Genomic DNA, 18,768 nt, shown 5'->3' on the forward strand with positions numbered 1-18,768 from the left:
TTGAATCCTAACCAAATTTGAACCCTATGCAGTACAACAATAAAGAAAGAAAAAGTTTATTCAATAAAGATAGTCAATTCTGGGACCGAGTAGTTAAGGGTTTATTCATTTCAGGATTGAGTATCATACTTTTTGCAGTTCTCTTAAAATGGTTAGGATATATATAGGGTAGTAATATTTAGAAATAAGAATTGCTAAACATAATATGACTGTGAAAAAGGCGTAAACCTCTTAAAATTAATTTTTTAGGAGGTTTTATGTTTTTTGTTTCTTTTTCTTTGCAGCAGGAAACAATACATTATTTAAGATCAATCGATAGCCAGGGGAATTGGGATGTAGATCTAGTTCAGTTTTAGGATCACCTACTCTATGTGTGTAATCTTCTGGGTCATGCCCTCCATAGAATGTCCACATACCCTTACCTTTTACACCATGCATATAACGTGCTTCACTATTGGCTTTATGTTCGCCCATTACCAAAACATTAGATTTTACAGTGCTACGATCAAAACTTGTAGTTTGTCCCATAAAGCCTTTTACCAATTGTGTATGATTTTGAGTTAACATTGTTGGAACAGGGTCCCACTTAGCAGAATACTCTTGTAATGAAAAGTAATCTTCAGTTCTAGGAATTCTCCTTTTTCGGGTCATATCTATAGAAGAAAATTCATACTCTATCGGGCTACGAACCAATTCGAAGTCTTTAAAGGCAAATGTTTTTGAAAAATCAATTTTCTTCTGATACCCGCTCTCTGAAGGATCACCGTCAAACATAGGCTCGCAAATATCAACCCCTTCAGCCGCCAAAGCTATATCAAAACTATCAGTAGCTGAGCACATCGCGAACATAAACCCGCCACCAATTACATAATCTCTAATTCTACTAGAAACAGCTAATTTAGCTTCAGAAACTTTAGAATATCCTAATTTTTTAGCCAAATTTTCTGCATAGCGTTTCCCTTCAATATACCAAGGTGTTGCTCTAAAGGAACCATAAAATTTACCATATTGTCCTGTAAAATCTTCATGATGTAAGTGCAACCACTCATACATTAATAATTTGTCCTGCAATACTTCTTCATCATAAACTATATCGTAAGGTATTTCAGCATAATTTAAAACCATAGTCACAGCATCATCCCAGGGCATTTTATCTTTAGGCGAATACACGGCTATTTTTGGTGCTTTTTCTAAAACAACGGCCTCCATATTCTGAGAAGGGCTCTCAATTGTTTCTAATATTTGAAGCGCTTCTGTATCTGAAATCACTTCGTATGAAACCCCTCGAATTGTACATTCTTTACGGAAAATTTCTTGATCTTCTAGTAAAAATGAACCACCTCTATAATTTAGTAGCCATTTAACATCAATCCCTTTCTCTAAAGAAAAGTAGGTGATGCCATAAGCTTTTAAATGATTTTTCTGCGCTACTTCATCCATTGGAATCAATATGAACGATGCGTAATTCACACCGCACACAAATAAAAAAACTATAACTAAAAGCCTACGCATACAAATTATTTAAAACGGAACATCACCATCATCTGGCGTACCGAAAACATCTTCGGCTGTTGGTAAGGTGTCGGTGGGTATAATATTCATTTTAGATTCAAACTCGGTTGCAAAAGCTTCTTCTAAGTCTGAGAATTGAGCTAAGTGCCCAGTAAACTTCAACCGTATATTCTCTAAACCACCATTTCTATGCTTTGCAACAATAAATTCTGCCTGTCCCTCACATGGAGTTCTTTCTTCGTCATCCCATTCAGTTTGACCATAATATTCAGGCCTAAATATAAATGATACAATATCTGCATCTTGCTCAATCGCACCAGATTCGCGTAAGTCAGATAATAATGGGCGCTTGCTACCGCCACGCGTTTCTACAGCACGAGATAATTGAGATAATGCTATTACAGGTATATTCAGCTCTTTAGCTAGCGCTTTTAGATTTCGAGAAATCATAGAAATTTCTTGTTCACGATTTCCGCCACCTTTAGCTGCAGTACCAGCAGTCATTAATTGCAAATAATCAATTACAATAGCTTTTACATCATGCTGTGAAGCCAAACGTCTAGCTTTTGCACGCAAGTCAAAAATTGATAAAGAAGGTGTGTCGTCAATAAATATAGGTGCTTTAGATAAGTTTTTTACTTTAACATTTAATTGTTCCCATTCGTGTGGTTGTAAATCTCCTTTACGAAGTTTGCCTGATGAAATACCAGTTTCACTAGAAATCATTCTGGTAATTAATTGTACAGAAGACATCTCTAAAGAAAATATGGCTACAGGAATGTCAAAATCAATGGCCATGTTTTTTGCCATAGACATTACAAAAGCTGTTTTACCCATACCAGGTCTTGCAGCTAGAATCACTAAGTCAGAAGGCTGCCAACCAGATGTTAATGCATCTAATTTTGTAAAACCTGAAGGAACACCACTCATTCCTTCTTTACCAGCAATTTCTTCTATCTTTTTTAAGGCCTGAGAAACTAAGCCCTCAGCTGCTTCAGAACTTTTCTTTAAGTTTCCTTGAGTTACTTCAAAAAGCTTAGTTTCAGCAGAATCCAACAAATCAAAAACATCAGAAGTTTCATCATAAGCTTCATCAATAATTTCGCTAGATATTGAAATTAATCGTCGTTGAATATATTTTTGAATTATAATTCTAGCATGAAATTCTATATGAGCCGAAGATGCTACTTTTTGTGTAAGATTTACTAAATAAAAATCACCACCAACGCTATCAAGTTTACCTTCTTTTCTTAACTGATTTGAAACCGTTAATAAGTCAATAGGTTCTGAGGCATTGAACAACAAAAACATTGCATTAAATATATCTTGATGAGCCTGTTTGTAAAAAGCATCTGCATGTAAAATATCAATCACATCATCTACTCCTTTTTTATCAATCATCATAGCCCCCAACACAGCTTCCTCTAAATCAACTGCTTGAGGTGGAAGCTTACCTTTTTCAAGGTTAATTAGAGTTCCTTTTTTGATATTTTTAGTGCGAATTGGGTGTAAGTTTTCCATCACGCAAATGTAATTTTTTAAAGCTAATTTTTTCTCTAAGTTAGAACTTTATTTGTTGACAGATTCTGTTAACAAGTGAAAGTTTTGTTAATAAGTATATCAAAATTTAAACCAAATATTATTTAGCTATTTTTGAGCAGTGGATAAACAAAAAATATATAAAATACTTACACTTTTTTTCTTTTTGCAGCTAGCATTTATTGCTTTGATAAGTAAGTATCCCATACTCGTTGAAAACTATTATTCTAACGGAATTTACCCATACATCTCATCTGTTTTTAGATCAGTAATTGGTTGGATTCCTTTTTCATTTGGTGATCTATTATATTTTTTATTAGGTCTTTTTTTAATAATCTCAATTTATAAATTCTTTAAGGAAGGTATTAAAGAACTGAAAAATAATTTTTTCAAACTTGGTGCCCTAGTATCTCTGTTGTATTTTCTGTTTCATTTTTTATGGGGTATTAATTACCATCGTGACTCCTTATATAATTCGTTGCATCTAGAACAAGATGAATACTCGTTAAATGATCTCGTTTATTTATCGCAAGATTTGCTTAAAAAAATAAAAAAGGTTCATCTTCAAATAACCGATAATGATACATTAAAAGTATCTATAAATTCGTCTAAAGAAGAAATATTCAATCAAGTGAAAAGTGGTTATACTAACTTAGACAAAATTCTTCCTAGGTTTAATTATCAAAATAAATCCATCAAGAAATCATTATTTAGCTTACCATTAACCTATATGGGATTTTCTGGTTATTTTAATCCCTTTTCAGGAGAAGCTCAAGTAGATTATCTAGTGCCAAAACCAAGTTTACCAATGATTTCAAGTCACGAAGTGGCTCATCAGATAGGCTATGCTTCAGAAAGTGAAGCTAACTTCATAGGGTTTCTGGCTACAACTCAAAATGATGAGCTATATTATCAATATTCTGGTTACCTGACTGCATTGCGGTATGCGGTTGGAGCTACTTATGGTAAAGACTCCATAATTGGTAAGCAATTAATTGATAGCATCCCAAAAGGAATTATTAAGAACATTAAAGAGTCTCAAGACTTCTGGAGGTCTTATCAAAACAAAGCTGAACCCTTTTTTAAATTATTTTATGACAATTATTTAAAAGCCAATCAACAACAAGATGGTATAAAAGGATATAGCAATATGGTAGGTTTATTAGTTGCCTACAGAAAAAAATACGGCTTACCCTAATTCTTAAATAAATGTTAATTTTAAGAAAACCATTCCTAATAATTTTAATAACTCTAACTTTATAACCTTAACTAATTCTCTTAATTCAACTATGAAGAAACAATTTTTAAAGTTGTTTTTAGGAATGCTATTTTTTGTAGCTAGTGTTACTTATAGTACGCTTAACGCTCAAGAATACTTTCCCAAAAACGATGGTGTAAAAGCAAATAATAAGAACTATACGGCTTTTACAAATGCAAAGATTCATGTAACTCCTTCTCAGATTATCGATAACGGAACATTATTAATTCAAAATGGTAAAGTAGTCTCTGCAGGAGCTTCTGTTACTATACCAAAAAATGCGGTAGTTGTTGACCTTAGTGGTAAACATATATATCCATCTTTTATTGATATCTATTCAGATTTTGGTATAGAAAAACCTAAGCGTAAGAATGCACAAGGTCAACGTCCACAATATGATGCTAGCCGTAAAGGGTACTATTGGAATGATCATATTACGCCAGAAATCAACGCTGTAGATAAATTAAAATTCGATTCTAAGAAAGCAAAAGAACTTGTAAAAGCCGGTTTCGGGGTAGTTAATACACACTTTCAAGATGGTATTATTCGTGGCACAGGAACTTTAGTTGCACTTGATTCAGATTCTGGAAACGATAAACGTATTTTAAGCGATAGATCGGCACAACATTTTTCATTTGCAAAAGGAAACTCATCAAGACAATCTTATCCAACCTCCTTGATGGGAGCTATGGCACTTATAAGGCAAGTGTATCATGATGCAAAATGGTATGCTAATGGTGATTCAGATACTAAAGATCGATCTATAGAAGCTTTTAATAAAAATATGGGCTTGCCACAAATATTTGACGCTGGTAGTATGGTCAACAGTTTACGAGCTGATAAAATAGCTAATGAATTTGGAGTAAACTATATACTTAAAGGTGGTGGTGATGAATATGCTCGTATTGCCGAAGTAAAAGGCACAAACGCTAATTATATCATCCCTATTAATTTCCCGGCTGCTTATGATGTTAGTGATCCTATTAATGCTGCTATAGTAGAATTAAAAGATATGCGTCATTGGAATCAAGCTCCAACTAATCCTAAAATATTAGCTGAAAATGGTGTGAATTTCGCAATTACTACTAATAAATTGAAAAAAGTAGCTGACTTTAAAAAGAACTTACAAAATGCCATTAAGCATGGTTTAGATAAAACAAAAGCTCTGGAAGCTTTAACTACTACTCCTGCTCGACTATTAGGGAAAAGTAATTTGATAGGTAGTTTAAAGAATGGGTCATTAGCTAACTTCCTAATTACTTCGGACGATATTTTTAACAATAAAACAACACTGTATGAGAACTGGGTTTTGGGTCATAAAAATGTGATAAATGATATGACTGTTAAAGATATTAGAGGAGAATATGATCTTTCCGTAGCTGGTAATAAATATAAAATGAATATTGGTGGCGAAATTTCTAAACCGAAGATTACATTAAAAAAAGACTCCACTAAAATCTCTAGCAAAATCAATTATAAAGGTGGATGGGTAAATATATTCTTCAATCCTCAAAATGAAAAATCGACTGAGTTTATCCGATTAAATTCTACTATAACTAATTCTGACAATCTTAACGGAAGAGGAACTTTGACCAACGGTAATGCCACCACTTGGTCGGCAATAAAAAAGACAAGTGATAAAAAAGATGAAGCTAAACAGGAGGCTAAAAAGAAAGATGAAAACCCGCTAGTTCTGCCAATATCATTCCCCAATACCGCTTATGGTTTGAATGAAAAAGCTTCAAAAGAAGATGTGTTATTTAAAAATGCTACTGTGTGGACTAATGAAACAGATGGCATTCTTGAAAATACAGATGTATTAGTTAAAAATGGAAAAATTGCTCAAATTGGTAAAAATCTTTCCGCTAATGGAGCTAAAGAAATTGACGCTACTGATAAACACCTAACAGCTGGTATTGTAGATGAACATTCACATATAGCTACGGCAGCAGTTAATGAAGCTGGACATAATTCTACTGCCGAAGTTTCAATTGAAGATGTTGTTAATGATAGCGATATAAATATTTTTCGAAATCTTTCTGGAGGTGTCACTTCAATTCAAATCTTACATGGTTCTGCGAATCCTATCGGTGGCCGTTCTGCCGTTATCAAATTAAAATGGGGAGAAACAGCGGATAAACTAATAAACCCAAATGCAGATCCTTTTATCAAATTTGCTTTAGGTGAAAATGTAAAGCAAAGTAATTGGGGAGATGTTAACACAACTAGGTTTCCTCAGACCAGAATGGGTGTTGAACAGGTCTATACTGATTATTTTCAACGCGCCAAAGAATATGACGCTAAATGGAAGGCGTATAATAAACTATCCACGAAAGCTAAAGCTAGAACAAAAGCTCCAAGAAAGGATATAGAGCTAGAAGTATTAGCACAGATATTAAATAAAGAACGTTTTATTTCTTGTCACTCGTATGTACAAAGTGAGATCAATATGCTGATGAAGGTTGCAGAGAAATTTGGTTTCAATATTAACACCTTTACACATATTCTAGAAGGTTATAAAGTAGCTGACAAAATGCAAAAGCATGGTGTTGCAGGTTCTACATTCTCAGACTGGTGGGCTTATAAGTATGAAGTAAATGATGCAATTCCGTTTAATGCAGCAATTATGCATAAAGCAGGAGTATTAACTGCTATTAATTCTGATGATAGAGAAATGTCTAGAAGATTAAATCAAGAAGCGGCTAAAACCGTAAAATACGGTGGTGTTTCTGAAGAAGATGCTTGGAAGTTTGTAACCCTTAATCCTGCAAAAATGTTACATATAGATGATAGGGTTGGTAGTGTAAAAGTTGGTAAAGATGCAGACCTAGTGCTGTGGTCTGATCATCCAATGTCTATTTATACCAAAGCAGAAAAGACAATGATAGAAGGTACTATCTATTATGATCTGGAGAAACTTCCAGAAATGGACAAGGCAATCAAAAAGGAACGCAATCAACTTATTAATATGATGCTTAAGGCAAAAAATAAGGGTATGAAAACTCAGCCTCCAAAAACTAAGAAAAAGGAAGCTTTACATTGTGATACTCTAATCTATCAACAATAAAAATTTATAGACATGAAAAATTTAATAAAAATATTATTCGTTTCGGTATTGTTGGTAGGTTCTTTAAGTTTTGCCCAACAAACACCAGCTTCTAAGCAAAGTGAATCTATTTTGATTACAGGCGTTACGGCACATATTGGCAATGGTCAAGTTGTAGAAAATGCAGCAGTTGGTTTTGATAATGGTAAGATTACCTACGTTGGAAATTCTAGTGGAGCAACTACAAGTAACTTTTCTAGAGTTATAAATGCATCTGGTAAACATGTGTACCCAGGTTTTATAGCTACGAATACGTCACTAGGGCTAGCAGAAATTGGCGCAGTAAGGGCTACTAGAGATTTTGACGAAGTTGGTAATTTTTTGCCACACATTCGTAGTTTAATTGCTTATAATGCTGAGTCAAAAGTGGTAGAAAGTATGCGGCCAAATGGAGTTCTAATAGCACAAATAACACCTAGAGGTGGAAGAGTATCCGGCACATCATCCATCGTACAATTGGATGCATGGAACTGGGAAGATGCTGCTTTAAAAATTGATGACGGTATTCACATAAATTGGCCAGCTGTTTTTCAACGCGGGCGTTGGTGGTTGGGTGAAGATCCTGCCTTTAAGCCTAGTAAAAATTACAAAAAACAAGTGGGCGAAATAGAAAACTTCTTTAGTAATGCTAAGGCGTATTTAAATCAAGGACAGAAAGATAAGAATCTACCATACGAAGCCGTTAAAGGGTTATTAGATGGCAGCCAAAAATTATACATCCACGCATCTAGAGAAAAAGCTATTATAGATGCTATAAATTGGGCAAAAAACGTTGGTATAAATAATTTAGTATTAGTTCATGGAGATGAAGCTGGTCTAGCTGCTGATTTACTAAAACAGCATAATATTCCTGTACTTATACCACGTCCACATCGTTTACCGTGGGCTGAAGATCATGATGCAATTGGCACTTTTAAGTTAGCGAAACAACTAACCGACAAAGGCTTAATTGTAGCTATTGAGATGGAAGGTCAAATGGAGCGTATGAATACACGTAACTTGCCATTTTATGCTGGCACGTATGCTGCGCATGGTCTAGATAAAGAACAAGCTGTTCAATTGATAACCTTAAATGCTGCAAAAATATTAGGCATAGATAATATAGCTGGTAGTTTAGAAGTTGGTAAAGACGCTACACTCTTTATTTCTAAAGGAGATGCTCTAGACATGCGTACTAATATAATTGATAAAGCATTTATTCAAGGTCGGGATATCAGTTTAGAAACGCATCAAACTAAACTACATAAACGTTATCTAGAAAAGCTTAGTAGCAAATAAAATTTCTTTAATGAATTATAAAAGCTCCCTTCTCGGGAGCTTTTTATATTTTTGACAAATTTTCATAGTGTATAAAGAGATTACAAGCATACAAAATCAATTAGTAAAAGATATTTTACAACTTCAAGAGAAATCTAGAGTGCGTAAAAAATCAGGTTTATTTGTAGTAGAAGGAAAACGAGAGCTTTCTTTAGCTTTAAAAAGTGATTACCAATTAGATTCTTTACTCTTTTGTGCCGAAATCTACAATGATAGCAGTTTACAAGCACTTAACACAAAAGAAGCTAACATCATTAAAATTGGTAAGGAGGTCTATGAAAAATTGGCGCGTAGAGATTCTACCGAAGGTATTTTGGCAATTTTTAAAACTAAGAAACATTCACTTGATACGGTTAATATTAATCGAGAAAATCCTTTAATATTAGTAGCTGAAGCTCCTGAAAAACCTGGTAATATAGGTGCTTTGCTACGCACAGCAGATGCAGCAAATGTAGATGCTGTATTAATTGCTAATCCTAAAACTGATCTATATAATCCCAATATCATTCGTTCAAGTGTAGGCTGCGTATTTACTAATCAAATTGCAATGGCTAGTACTGCTGAGATTATTTCTTTTTTAAAAAAGAAGGACATTAATATATATTGTGCAGCATTGACAGCTTCAAAAGAGTATCAGAGGGTAGATTATTCTAAATCGAGTGCTATAATTGTGGGTACAGAAGCTACTGGATTAAGTGATGAATGGTTAAAAAATAGTGCCCAGAATATTATTATACCAATGCAAGGAGAAATAGACTCAATGAATGTATCGGTTTCGGCAGGAATTTTGATCTTTGAAGCTAAACGGCAACGTAATTTTAGTTAAATGAGAATCAAACATCTTTTAGTTTTTAGTGTATTATTGGTTTTTATGGCAAGTTGTGGGAGTTCGAAAAGAGCAGCAAAGACCGCTTCAACTAAAAATAAACTAGAGGCTCAATTTAAAATTTATAAAGGTGTGCCTTATAAATATGGTGGTACAGACAGACGTGGTTTTGACTGCTCAGGTTATGTAAATAAGGTATATAAAGATGCTTTAAACATTCAATTACCAAGGACAACTAAAGAAATTGCACATCTTGGAAAAAAAGTAGGTAAAAGTAAACTTAAAATAGGTGATTTAGTTTTTTTTAGACCATCAAGAAAGTATAGGCATGTAGGCATATATATGGGTAATAACTTATTTATGCACAGCTCTACCTCTAAAGGAATCATTAAATCAAGTTTAAAGAATGAGTATTGGAAACGTAAGTATCGTTTTTCAAAAAGAATACTCAAAAATAACTAAAATGACAGCAGAAAATTTATTTATAGTAATTATAGCAATATTGGTTATTAATTTTTTAATTAATAAATACTTAGATATTAAAAATGCAAAGCATTTTGATGATGAAATACCTAATGAATTGAAAGATGTTTATGATGAAGAGCGCTATCAAAAATCGCAGCAATACAAAAAAGAAAGTTTTAAGTTTTCGATGCTTATTTCAATTGTATCTTTTATTGCAACTATTGCTTTTTTCTATTTGGATGGATTTGCCTATGTAGATACTGTAGCAAGAAATTTTAGTTCAAACGAAATTGTAATTACGCTCGTATTCTTTGGTATTATCATGCTAGCAAGTGATATTTTAACCACCCCTCTATCCTATTATCAAACATTTGTAATCGAAGAAAAATATGGTTTTAATAAATCTACTAAGCAATTATTCTTTTTAGATAAACTAAAAGGTTGGTTACTTACTATCGTTCTTGGTGGAGGAATTTTAGCATTAATTGTTTGGTTTTATCAGTTAACAGGAAAAAATTTCTGGATTTATACCTGGGTATTTATAGCTTCATTTTCAGTTTTTATGATGCTATTTTATTCAACTTTAATAGTTCCATTATTTAATAAGCAAACGCCCTTGGAAGAAGGTGAATTGAAATCTAAGCTAGAAGATTTCGCTATTAAAGTAGGTTTTAACCTAGATAAAATATTTGTGATTGATGGCTCAAAACGCTCATCTCGAGCTAATGCATATTTTACCGGTTTTGGTTCAAAAAAGAGAATAGTTTTATATGATACTTTAATAAATGATCTAGAACCAGATGAAATAGTTGCCGTATTAGCTCACGAAGTTGGTCATTATAAAAAAAAGCATGTAATTTTTAATATGATTGTTTCTATTTTAACCACTGGTTTTACTTTGTATATTCTATCCTTATTTATAGGTAACCAATTATTAGCTGATGCTTTAGGTGTTGAAAAACCAAGCTTTCATATTAGTCTTATCGCATTTGGTGTACTCTATACTCCTATTTCAGAATTGACAGGTCTTATCATGAATTATATTTCACGAAAATTTGAATACCAAGCTGATGATTATGCCAAAAAACATCATAATGCCTTGTCTTTAATTTCATCTTTAAAGAAATTATCTACGAATAATCTGAGTAATTTAACTCCTCATAAGAGTTATGTTTTTGCCCATTATTCACATCCAACACTCTTACAAAGAGTTCAAAATTTATCGCGTTAAAATAGCTTGTACAGTAAAAATCTTTGTACTACTTTTAATCTATGGCATATGTAGCAACATTAGAAGAAGAGAAAAAAGAGATCGCCAAGCGCTATAAAGATATGCTTAGCGAAACGTATCAAACCTTGTCTCCAAAAGACAAGAAATTGATTCGCAAAGCTTTTGATATTGCCGCTGATGCCCATAAAGATCAGCGAAGAAAAACAGGTGAGCCATATATTTACCACCCAATTGCTGTAGCTAAATTAGTTGCCAATGAAATTGGTTTAGGTGCTACGTCCATTGCTTCCGCCCTCTTACATGACGTGGTAGAAGATTCTGAAGATTATACTTTTGAAGATATTGAGCAACTATTTGGCGAAACCATAGCAAGAATCGTTAACGGGTTAACGAAAATTTCTCATTTAAGTAAAGAACAAAATATATCAGTTCAAGCAGAGAATTTTAGAAAAATGTTGCTTACGCTAAATGATGATGTGCGTGTTATCTTGATAAAAATTGCTGATAGATTGCACAATATGCAAACCATGGACGCCATGCCACAGCCTAAGCAAATAAAGATTTCTTCCGAGACCTTATATATCTATGCTCCATTAGCACATCGTTTAGGGCTTTATAATATTAAAACAGACCTAGAAGACTTAGGGCTAAAATATACTGAACCCGAAGTATATAATGATATTCAAACAAAAATTCAAGAAAGCAAAGAAGAGCAAAATAAGTATATAGAATCATTTGCCAGTATTATAAAGTCATCTCTAGATAAGGAAAAATTAGAGTACTCCATAAAAGGTAGACCAAAATCTATTTTTTCAATCCGAAAAAAGATGCAAATTCAGAATGTATCTTTCGATGAAGTTTATGACAAATTTGCCATCCGTATTATATACAAATCTACAGAAGAAAGAGAAAAATTCGATGCTTGGAAAATATATTCCATAGTAACCGATCATTTTAGGCCAAATCCTAATAGATTACGTGATTGGATTTCTCAACCCAAGTCTACTGGCTATGAATCTCTCCATATTACGGTAATGGGAGCTAAAGGACGCTGGGTAGAAGTACAAATCCGTTCTGAGCGTATGGATGAGATTGCTGAAAAAGGTTATGCTGCTCATTTTAGATATAAGCATGCTAATGAAAAAGAATCTGGTTTAGAAGTTTGGTTAAATAGATTAAAAGAAACACTTGAAAACCCTGATGTAAATGCTGTTGACTTTGTTGAACAATTCAAATTGAATTTATATGCCAAAGAAATTTATGTTTTTACGCCTAAAGGGGATATAAAATCATTACCAAAAGGTGCTACACCAATTGATTTTGCGTTCGCAATTCATACAGAAGTTGGCATGCGTTGTCGTGGTGCCCGTGTAAACGGTAAATTAGTTCCTCTTAGCTATGAACTAAAAAGTGGTGATCAAGTGGATGTAATTACTTCAAAATCACAAAAACCAAAGTTAAGCTGGTTAGATATTGCCAAAACTGCAAGAGCTAAATCTAAGATAAAGTCCGCCTTAAAAGATGAGCAAAAACAAATTGCTGCAGAAGGAAAAGAGATTTTAGAACGAAAACTACGTCATTTAAAAATTCAATTAAATGAAAAGACAGTTAATGAATTAGTTAATTTTTTTAAGCTTAAAACAAGTCTTGATTTATTTTATCGCATTGGCAATGGTTCTATTGAAAACCAGCAACTAAAGGATTATGTAGCACAACGTAGTAATGCTCTTTACAGTTTCTTTAAAAGTAAATTACGCAGACAAACACCAAATGAGATAGATACTTCCTTTCAAGAGGTTACTAATAATTATGATCTTTTGGTTTTTGGTAAGGATGAAGACAAACTAGATTACAAATTAGCTAATTGTTGTAACCCCATTCCTGGTGATAAAGTATTTGGGTTTGTTACAGTTAATGATGGTATAAAAGTGCACAAACAAAATTGCCCAAATGCGATCAGTTTGCAATCTCAGTTTGCGTATAGAGTTATGCCTGCAAAGTGGATAGATTCTTCACAACAAGAATATAAAGTAACACTTAAGATTACTGGTTTAGACAATATGGGATTGGTAAATGAAGTAACCAGGGTTATTTCAAACAGTATGCATGTAAACATACATAGTATTAATATTGCTGGTAATGACGGTGTTTTTGAGGGTAAAATTGCCATAAGTATAAAAAACAATTCTCAGCTTAAAAAGCTTACAAATCAGCTTAAAAAAATTGACGGTATTGATAAAATTCAACGCCTAAACTAACTTGTTTACAAGTTGTTAATCTTTTTACTATTTCATCTCATTAATTTTTCAATTAAAGTGTAAATTTGTTTGGTAATTATGAGCACAACAAAGCAAATAGAAAACAATAAAAATCAAGAAATTGTAAAAAATGTTTTCACAAAATTCTTAGAAAAGAATAGCCATAGAAAAACGCCAGAGCGCTATGCTATTCTTCAAGAGATTTATGATCATAGTGATCATTTCGATATAGAATCTTTATATATCTATATGAAGAATAAGAATTATCGTGTGAGTCGTGCTACACTTTATAACACCATTGAATTATTGTTGGAATGTGGTTTGGTAAGACGTCATCAATTTGGACAAAATCAATCGCATTACGAAAAATCATATTTTGATAAACAGCACGATCATTTAATTCTAGAAGACACAGGTGAGGTCATTGAATTTTGTGATCCTAGAATTCAGATTATTAAAAAAACCATAGAAGAAGTTTTCGATGTTACTATCGATAAACATTCACTCTATTTCTATGGCTCTAAAAACCAAAAAAAATAAACTATTTACATGACGGTAGATTTACTATTAGGACTACAATGGGGTGATGAAGGAAAAGGGAAAATTGTAGACGTTCTAACTAAGAACTATGATATTATTGCACGTTTTCAGGGTGGTCCAAATGCAGGGCATACGCTGATTTTTGATGGAAATAAGCATGTATTACATACAATTCCATCTGGTATTTTCCACGAAAGTGCTATGAATCTTGTTGGGAATGGCGTTGTTATAGATCCTGTAATTTTCAAAAAAGAATTAGATAATTTATCTATTCATAATATTGATTACAAATCGAAATTATTAATCTCCAGAAAAGCACATTTAATTCTACCTACGCATCGTTTATTAGATGCAGCATCAGAAACTTCTAAAGGAAAAGCCAAGATTGGCTCTACTTTAAAAGGGATTGGTCCAACTTATATGGATAAAACCGGACGTAACGGAATGCGTGTTGGTGATTTAGAATTAGATAATTGGAAAGATAAATACAAAGCACTTACTGCGAAGCATATTAAAATGCTCGATTTCTTTGAGGTTGATATTCAATATGATTTAGAGGAACTTGAAACAGAATTCTGTAAAGCTGTAGATACGTTAAAAGAACTGACATTTATTGATAGTGAAGAGTATCTAAGTCAAGCAATGAAAAGCGGCAAAACAATTTTAGCGGAGGGTGCACAAGGGTCATTATTAGATATTGATTTCGGAACATACCCATTTGTAACATCATCAAATACAACAGCAGCTGGAGCCTGTACTGGTTTAGGTGTTGCGCCAAATAGAATTGGTGAGGTTTTTGGTATTTTTAAAGCGTATACCACGCGTGTAGGTTCTGGACCTTTCCCTACTGAACTATTTGATAAAGATGGTGAGACCATGGGTCGTGTTGGTCATGAATTTGGAGCTACAACTGGTCGTCCAAGGCGCTGTGGTTGGTTAGATCTAGTTGCATTAAAATATGCTGTAGAAGTTAATGGTGTAACACAACTTATGATGATGAAAGGCGATGTATTATCTGGTTTCGATACTTTAAAAGTGTGTACTTCGTATAACTATAAAGGGAAAGAAATTACACATTTGCCATACAATATTGAGCCGGAAAATGTATCGGTAAACTATACAGAATTAAAAGGTTGGCAAGCTGATCTCACTAAAATGACATCTGCCGATGAATTACCACCAAACCTAAATACATATATAGATTTTATAGAAAAAGAACTAGAAGTTCCTATCAAAATTGTTTCTGTTGGTCCTGATAGAAAGCAGACTATTTTAAGATAGAACTACTAAACTATTCTTAAAAACATGAAAGTTGTAATTGACTCGCTGCTTTTTCCTTAGTTTTGTAGCAAATTATAATTAGCTTGAAAAAACTACTGTTTAGCATCTTTTTTATAATCATTTCTATTTCAGTTTTTGCGCAGCAGAAACGCATACATATAGTACATGCAGATAATTCTACTATAGATGAAGAGAAGTATCCTGGTGCCACTATTCTTTTAGGCAATGTCTATGTAGAGCATGAAGGAATATCATTACGTAGTAAAAAAGCAATCCATTATAAAAAAGATAACATTTTAAAAGCCTTTGGAGATGTAGTCTTAAATCAGGGTGATACCATCACTCAAACAAGTCGCTATGTACAATACAATGGTAATACGAAAAAAGCATTGTCTTGGGGTGACGTGGTTTTAAAAGATCCATTAATGACGCTGACTACTGATACCTTACGCTTTGATAGACTAAAACAATTGCTTTATTATAGAAGCGGAGCTACTATTAGAGATACAGTAAATGTATTAGAAAGTAAAACTGGTAATTACTATTTAAAAACTTCAAAATTTCAAGCACAATCGGATGTTGTACTGACCAACCCTGACTACGTATTGAAATCAAATCATTTAGATTATTTTACAAGTAATGGTAAAACGTATTTGTTTGGACCTTCGACAATAACGGGTGAAGAGAATTTTATCTATACTGAGAATGGATTTTATGACACTAAAGAAAATGTGTCGTATTTCACCAAGAATTCACGTATTATTCACCAAAACCGTGAAATAACAGCGGACAGTTTATATTACGATAGGAATAAAGGTTATGCCTCTGCGACTAAAAACATTCAATTAAAAGATACTGTCAATAATTCCATCATTAAAGGTGGTTATGCAGAATTTTTTCAGCAATTAGACTCTGCTTATGTAGTCGACCGCGCAGTTGCTATCATGGAGGTTGATAAAGATTCTATGTATGTACATGGTGATACCTTATTAGCAACCGGTAAACCAGAAAATAGAATTATTAGAGCCTTCAAGAGAGTAAAATTCTTTAAGAGTAACCTTAGCGGAAAGTGTGATTCCATACATGCTAATCAGTCTACTGGATTAACAAAGTTATTTAGAAATCCTGTTTTATGGTCAGAAAATAATCAGATTACTGGAGACACCATCCAATTACTTTCTAATACCAAAACCGAACAATTAGATAGTTTAAAAGTTTGGCGTAACGCATTTATAGTTCAAAAAGATTCTGCCGGATACAATCAAATTAAAGGAAGAATTCTGTTAGGGAAATTTATAGACAATGATTTACATGATGTGAATATTGTTGGAAATGGTGAAATGATTTATTACGCGCGAGATGAAAGCACCAATGGTCTTATAGGAATAGATAAGACTACTTGTAGTTCTATGAAATTTCTATTTAAAGACAGTCAAATTCAAGAAGCACGATTTTTAACAAAACCAGATGGTGCTACCTATCCTCCATCTCAATTGCCTGATAATGTGAGAAAGTTGAAAGGCTTTGTCTGGCGAGAAAGTGAACGCCCTTTAACCAAAGATGACATCTTTACTAAAGATGATTTTAACATCATATCTACAGATAATACTGATGAGAAAATCAAAAAAAGAGCTATTGAAAAAAATTCTAAAGTAGAAGAAAATTAGATCGAATGAAATCTGATTTCTTTAAATATCAAGCACAAACTTCAGAACACCCCTTAGCTCTAGAAATCTCTCATGCAAATGGTAGTTATATATATGATACTACCGGAAAGAGATACTTGGATTTTATTGCTGGTGTTTCTGCTAATAGTTTAGGGCATAATCATCCTAAAATTAAAAAAGTCATTATAAATCAGTTAGAAAAGCACACTCATGTAATGGTATATGGTGAGTTTATACAAGAATCACAAGTTGAATTATGTAAAGCCTTAGTTAATACCCTGCCTATTAATTTAGATAGTGTTTACTTAACTAACTCTGGTACAGAAGCAACCGAAGGTGCGTTGAAACTTGCTAAAAAATATACTGACCGCTCAGAAATTATAGCTGCAAAAAATGCCTATCACGGCAATACTCAAGGAGCTATGAGTGTATGTGGTACAGAAGAACAGAGCCGAGCTTTTCGCCCTTTAATTCCAGGTATAAAATTTATTGAGTTTAATAATTTCAATGACTTGGAAAGTATTACGTACAAAACAGCTGCAGTGATTCTTGAAACTATTCAAGGTGGAGCAGGATTTATAGAGCCTGCAGAAAATTATTTAGTAAAGGTAAAAGAACGTTGTAATGAAGTAGGTGCCTTATTGATTTTAGATGAAATTCAATCTGGCGTGGGCAGAACAGGAACTTTTTGGGGGTTTGAAAATTACAATGTTATACCAGATATTATTATTGCGGGTAAAGGATTAGGAGGTGGTATGCCAATTGGTGCTTTTATAGCTTCTACTAAAATAATGAAAAGCTTAAGTCATAACCCAAAATTAGGTCATATAACTACTTTTGGAGGGCATCCAGTAATTGCTTCTTCTGCTTTGGCTACAGTTAAAGAATTACAGTCAAATAATTTAATTGTTGAGACTTTGCAAAAAGAGCAGTTATTTAAATCACTATTGAAACATTCCGCCATTAAAGAAATTCGCGGAAAAGGATTAATGCTAGCAATATTGTTTGAGTCTTCTGAAGTAGCATCAAAAGTCATTCTAAGATCGCTCGAAAAAGGATTGCTTCTTTTTTGGCTATTGTATGAAGAAAAAGCTGTGCGCATTACACCACCGCTTACAATCAGTAATAAAGAAATTGAAGATGGATGTAAAATTCTTCTAGGCGTTATTGAAGAAGTAAATTGATTATTCAGCTAACAAACCATCTAAGGTTTCTCTTACTTTATTAGTATTCCAATCTGCTGGACCAAACTCTTCTAAAGCCACATTACCATTTTTATCTAATATAAATGTAGCAGGAATACTTCTAGTATTGATCTGTTCTGGTATTTGCGATTGTAAATTGTATGTAGGGAAATCAAAGTTATTAACCTTATAATACTTTTCTACAACTCTTTTTGTATCTGTAGTTAAAAAAAGAAAAGTTACTTTATTACTATAATCTTTATATAGCTTATCAAAAGATGGCATTTCCGCTCTGCACGGAGGGCACCAGGTTGCCCAATGATTTATCAAAACTACTTTTCCTTTTAAATTATCTAAATTAGTATTAGTAGCATTATTGATTCCGCTTAAAGCGACATTATAAGTATCTAACGTTTTACGATTACTAACTTCATTAACTTCAGGTGAACTAACAAAACTTTTTAAATAAGTTAATCCTTGAGTTAGTTTTGCTCTAACACCTAAACTGTATGGTGTAAAAAGAAAAAAAAGAAAGGCAAAGAATAAAATATTTAGAAGAAGGCTTCTTCGCTTTTTAGTCATAA

Annotated in this window: 14 protein-coding genes; 11 read left to right on the forward strand and 3 right to left on the reverse strand. The window is 33.1% G+C overall.

What is annotated here, in order from left to right; genetic code table 11:
* Nucleotides 1-255: 255 nt before the first annotated feature.
* Both AC1EUV_RS05830 and dnaB read right to left on the reverse strand, forming a co-directional pair.
* Nucleotides 256-1,512, reverse strand: a complete 1,257-nt coding sequence (locus AC1EUV_RS05830; RefSeq protein WP_480197742.1) for an asparagine synthetase B — start codon at nucleotides 1,510-1,512, stop codon at nucleotides 256-258.
* Nucleotides 1,513-1,521: 9 nt separating this feature from the next.
* The gene (gene dnaB / locus AC1EUV_RS05835; protein WP_480197743.1) at nucleotides 1,522-3,033 is read right to left on the reverse strand and encodes a replicative DNA helicase; all 1,512 of its coding nucleotides are present in this window, start codon (nucleotides 3,031-3,033) and stop codon (nucleotides 1,522-1,524) included.
* Nucleotides 3,034-3,172: 139 nt separating this feature from the next.
* Between dnaB and AC1EUV_RS05840 the strand changes: the two genes are divergently transcribed.
* The 11 genes from AC1EUV_RS05840 (at nucleotide 3,173) to AC1EUV_RS05890 (ending at nucleotide 18,184) form a co-directional block, all read left to right on the forward strand.
* Nucleotides 3,173-4,249, forward strand: coding sequence for a DUF3810 domain-containing protein (locus tag AC1EUV_RS05840; protein ID WP_480197744.1), 1,077 nt, complete (start codon nucleotides 3,173-3,175; stop codon nucleotides 4,247-4,249).
* 91 nt (nucleotides 4,250-4,340) lie between these two features.
* The gene (locus AC1EUV_RS05845; protein ID WP_480197745.1) at nucleotides 4,341-7,376 is read left to right on the forward strand and encodes an amidohydrolase family protein; all 3,036 of its coding nucleotides are present in this window, start codon (nucleotides 4,341-4,343) and stop codon (nucleotides 7,374-7,376) included.
* A 12-nt stretch (nucleotides 7,377-7,388) separates the two neighbouring features.
* A complete protein-coding gene (locus tag AC1EUV_RS05850) occupies nucleotides 7,389-8,693 on the forward strand; it encodes an amidohydrolase family protein (protein ID WP_480197746.1) in 1,305 nt (434 codons plus the stop codon).
* A 67-nt stretch (nucleotides 8,694-8,760) separates the two neighbouring features.
* Nucleotides 8,761-9,558 carry a TrmH family RNA methyltransferase gene (locus tag AC1EUV_RS05855; protein ID WP_480197747.1) on the forward strand — a complete coding sequence of 266 codons (798 nt, stop codon included), beginning with the start codon at nucleotides 8,761-8,763 and terminating at the stop codon, nucleotides 9,556-9,558.
* Nucleotides 9,559-10,020: a C40 family peptidase gene (locus AC1EUV_RS05860; RefSeq protein WP_480197748.1), complete on the forward strand. Its 462-nt coding sequence runs from the start codon at nucleotides 9,559-9,561 to the stop codon at nucleotides 10,018-10,020.
* A gap of 1 nt (nucleotide 10,021) precedes the next feature.
* On the forward strand, nucleotides 10,022-11,254 hold the full coding sequence (locus tag AC1EUV_RS05865) for a M48 family metallopeptidase (protein WP_480197749.1): 1,233 nt from the start codon (nucleotides 10,022-10,024) through the stop codon (nucleotides 11,252-11,254).
* Between the two features lie 41 nt (nucleotides 11,255-11,295).
* Nucleotides 11,296-13,512: a RelA/SpoT family protein gene (locus tag AC1EUV_RS05870; protein ID WP_480197750.1), complete on the forward strand. Its 2,217-nt coding sequence runs from the start codon at nucleotides 11,296-11,298 to the stop codon at nucleotides 13,510-13,512.
* A 96-nt stretch (nucleotides 13,513-13,608) separates the two neighbouring features.
* Entirely contained in the window at nucleotides 13,609-14,052 is a 444-nt protein-coding gene (locus AC1EUV_RS05875) for a Fur family transcriptional regulator (protein WP_480198283.1), read from the forward strand.
* Nucleotides 14,053-14,061: 9 nt separating this feature from the next.
* The gene (locus AC1EUV_RS05880; protein ID WP_480197751.1) at nucleotides 14,062-15,333 is read left to right on the forward strand and encodes an adenylosuccinate synthase; all 1,272 of its coding nucleotides are present in this window, start codon (nucleotides 14,062-14,064) and stop codon (nucleotides 15,331-15,333) included.
* 83 nt (nucleotides 15,334-15,416) lie between these two features.
* On the forward strand, nucleotides 15,417-17,000 hold the full coding sequence (locus AC1EUV_RS05885; protein ID WP_480197752.1) for an OstA-like protein: 1,584 nt from the start codon (nucleotides 15,417-15,419) through the stop codon (nucleotides 16,998-17,000).
* Between the two features lie 5 nt (nucleotides 17,001-17,005).
* Nucleotides 17,006-18,184, forward strand: a complete 1,179-nt coding sequence (locus AC1EUV_RS05890; RefSeq protein WP_480197753.1) for an aspartate aminotransferase family protein — start codon at nucleotides 17,006-17,008, stop codon at nucleotides 18,182-18,184.
* On the opposite strand, the gene AC1EUV_RS05895 is transcribed toward AC1EUV_RS05890, so the two are convergent.
* On the reverse strand, nucleotides 18,185-18,766 hold the full coding sequence (locus tag AC1EUV_RS05895; protein WP_480197754.1) for a TlpA family protein disulfide reductase: 582 nt from the start codon (nucleotides 18,764-18,766) through the stop codon (nucleotides 18,185-18,187). It abuts the gene before it with no gap.
* Nucleotides 18,767-18,768: the final 2 nt, after the last annotated feature.

It is taken from the genome of Maritimimonas sp. 2304DJ26-3 (assembly GCF_056591635.1).

What these genes read in the sequence shown, in the direction of transcription:
- dnaB (WP_480197743.1), bottom strand. Translation starts at nt 3,033, where the DNA reads ATGGAAAACTTACACCCAATTCGCACTAAAAATATCAAAAAAGGAACT.
- AC1EUV_RS05880 (WP_480197751.1), top strand. Translation starts at nt 14,062, where the DNA reads ATGACGGTAGATTTACTATTAGGACTACAATGGGGTGATGAAGGAAAA.
- AC1EUV_RS05850 (WP_480197746.1), top strand. Translation starts at nt 7,389, where the DNA reads ATGAAAAATTTAATAAAAATATTATTCGTTTCGGTATTGTTGGTAGGT.
- AC1EUV_RS05895 (WP_480197754.1), bottom strand. Translation starts at nt 18,766, where the DNA reads ATGACTAAAAAGCGAAGAAGCCTTCTTCTAAATATTTTATTCTTTGCC.
- AC1EUV_RS05890 (WP_480197753.1), top strand. Translation starts at nt 17,006, where the DNA reads ATGAAATCTGATTTCTTTAAATATCAAGCACAAACTTCAGAACACCCC.
- AC1EUV_RS05830 (WP_480197742.1), bottom strand. Translation starts at nt 1,512, where the DNA reads ATGCGTAGGCTTTTAGTTATAGTTTTTTTATTTGTGTGCGGTGTGAAT.
- AC1EUV_RS05870 (WP_480197750.1), top strand. Translation starts at nt 11,296, where the DNA reads ATGGCATATGTAGCAACATTAGAAGAAGAGAAAAAAGAGATCGCCAAG.
- AC1EUV_RS05865 (WP_480197749.1), top strand. Translation starts at nt 10,022, where the DNA reads ATGACAGCAGAAAATTTATTTATAGTAATTATAGCAATATTGGTTATT.
- AC1EUV_RS05845 (WP_480197745.1), top strand. Translation starts at nt 4,341, where the DNA reads ATGAAGAAACAATTTTTAAAGTTGTTTTTAGGAATGCTATTTTTTGTA.
- AC1EUV_RS05860 (WP_480197748.1), top strand. Translation starts at nt 9,559, where the DNA reads ATGAGAATCAAACATCTTTTAGTTTTTAGTGTATTATTGGTTTTTATG.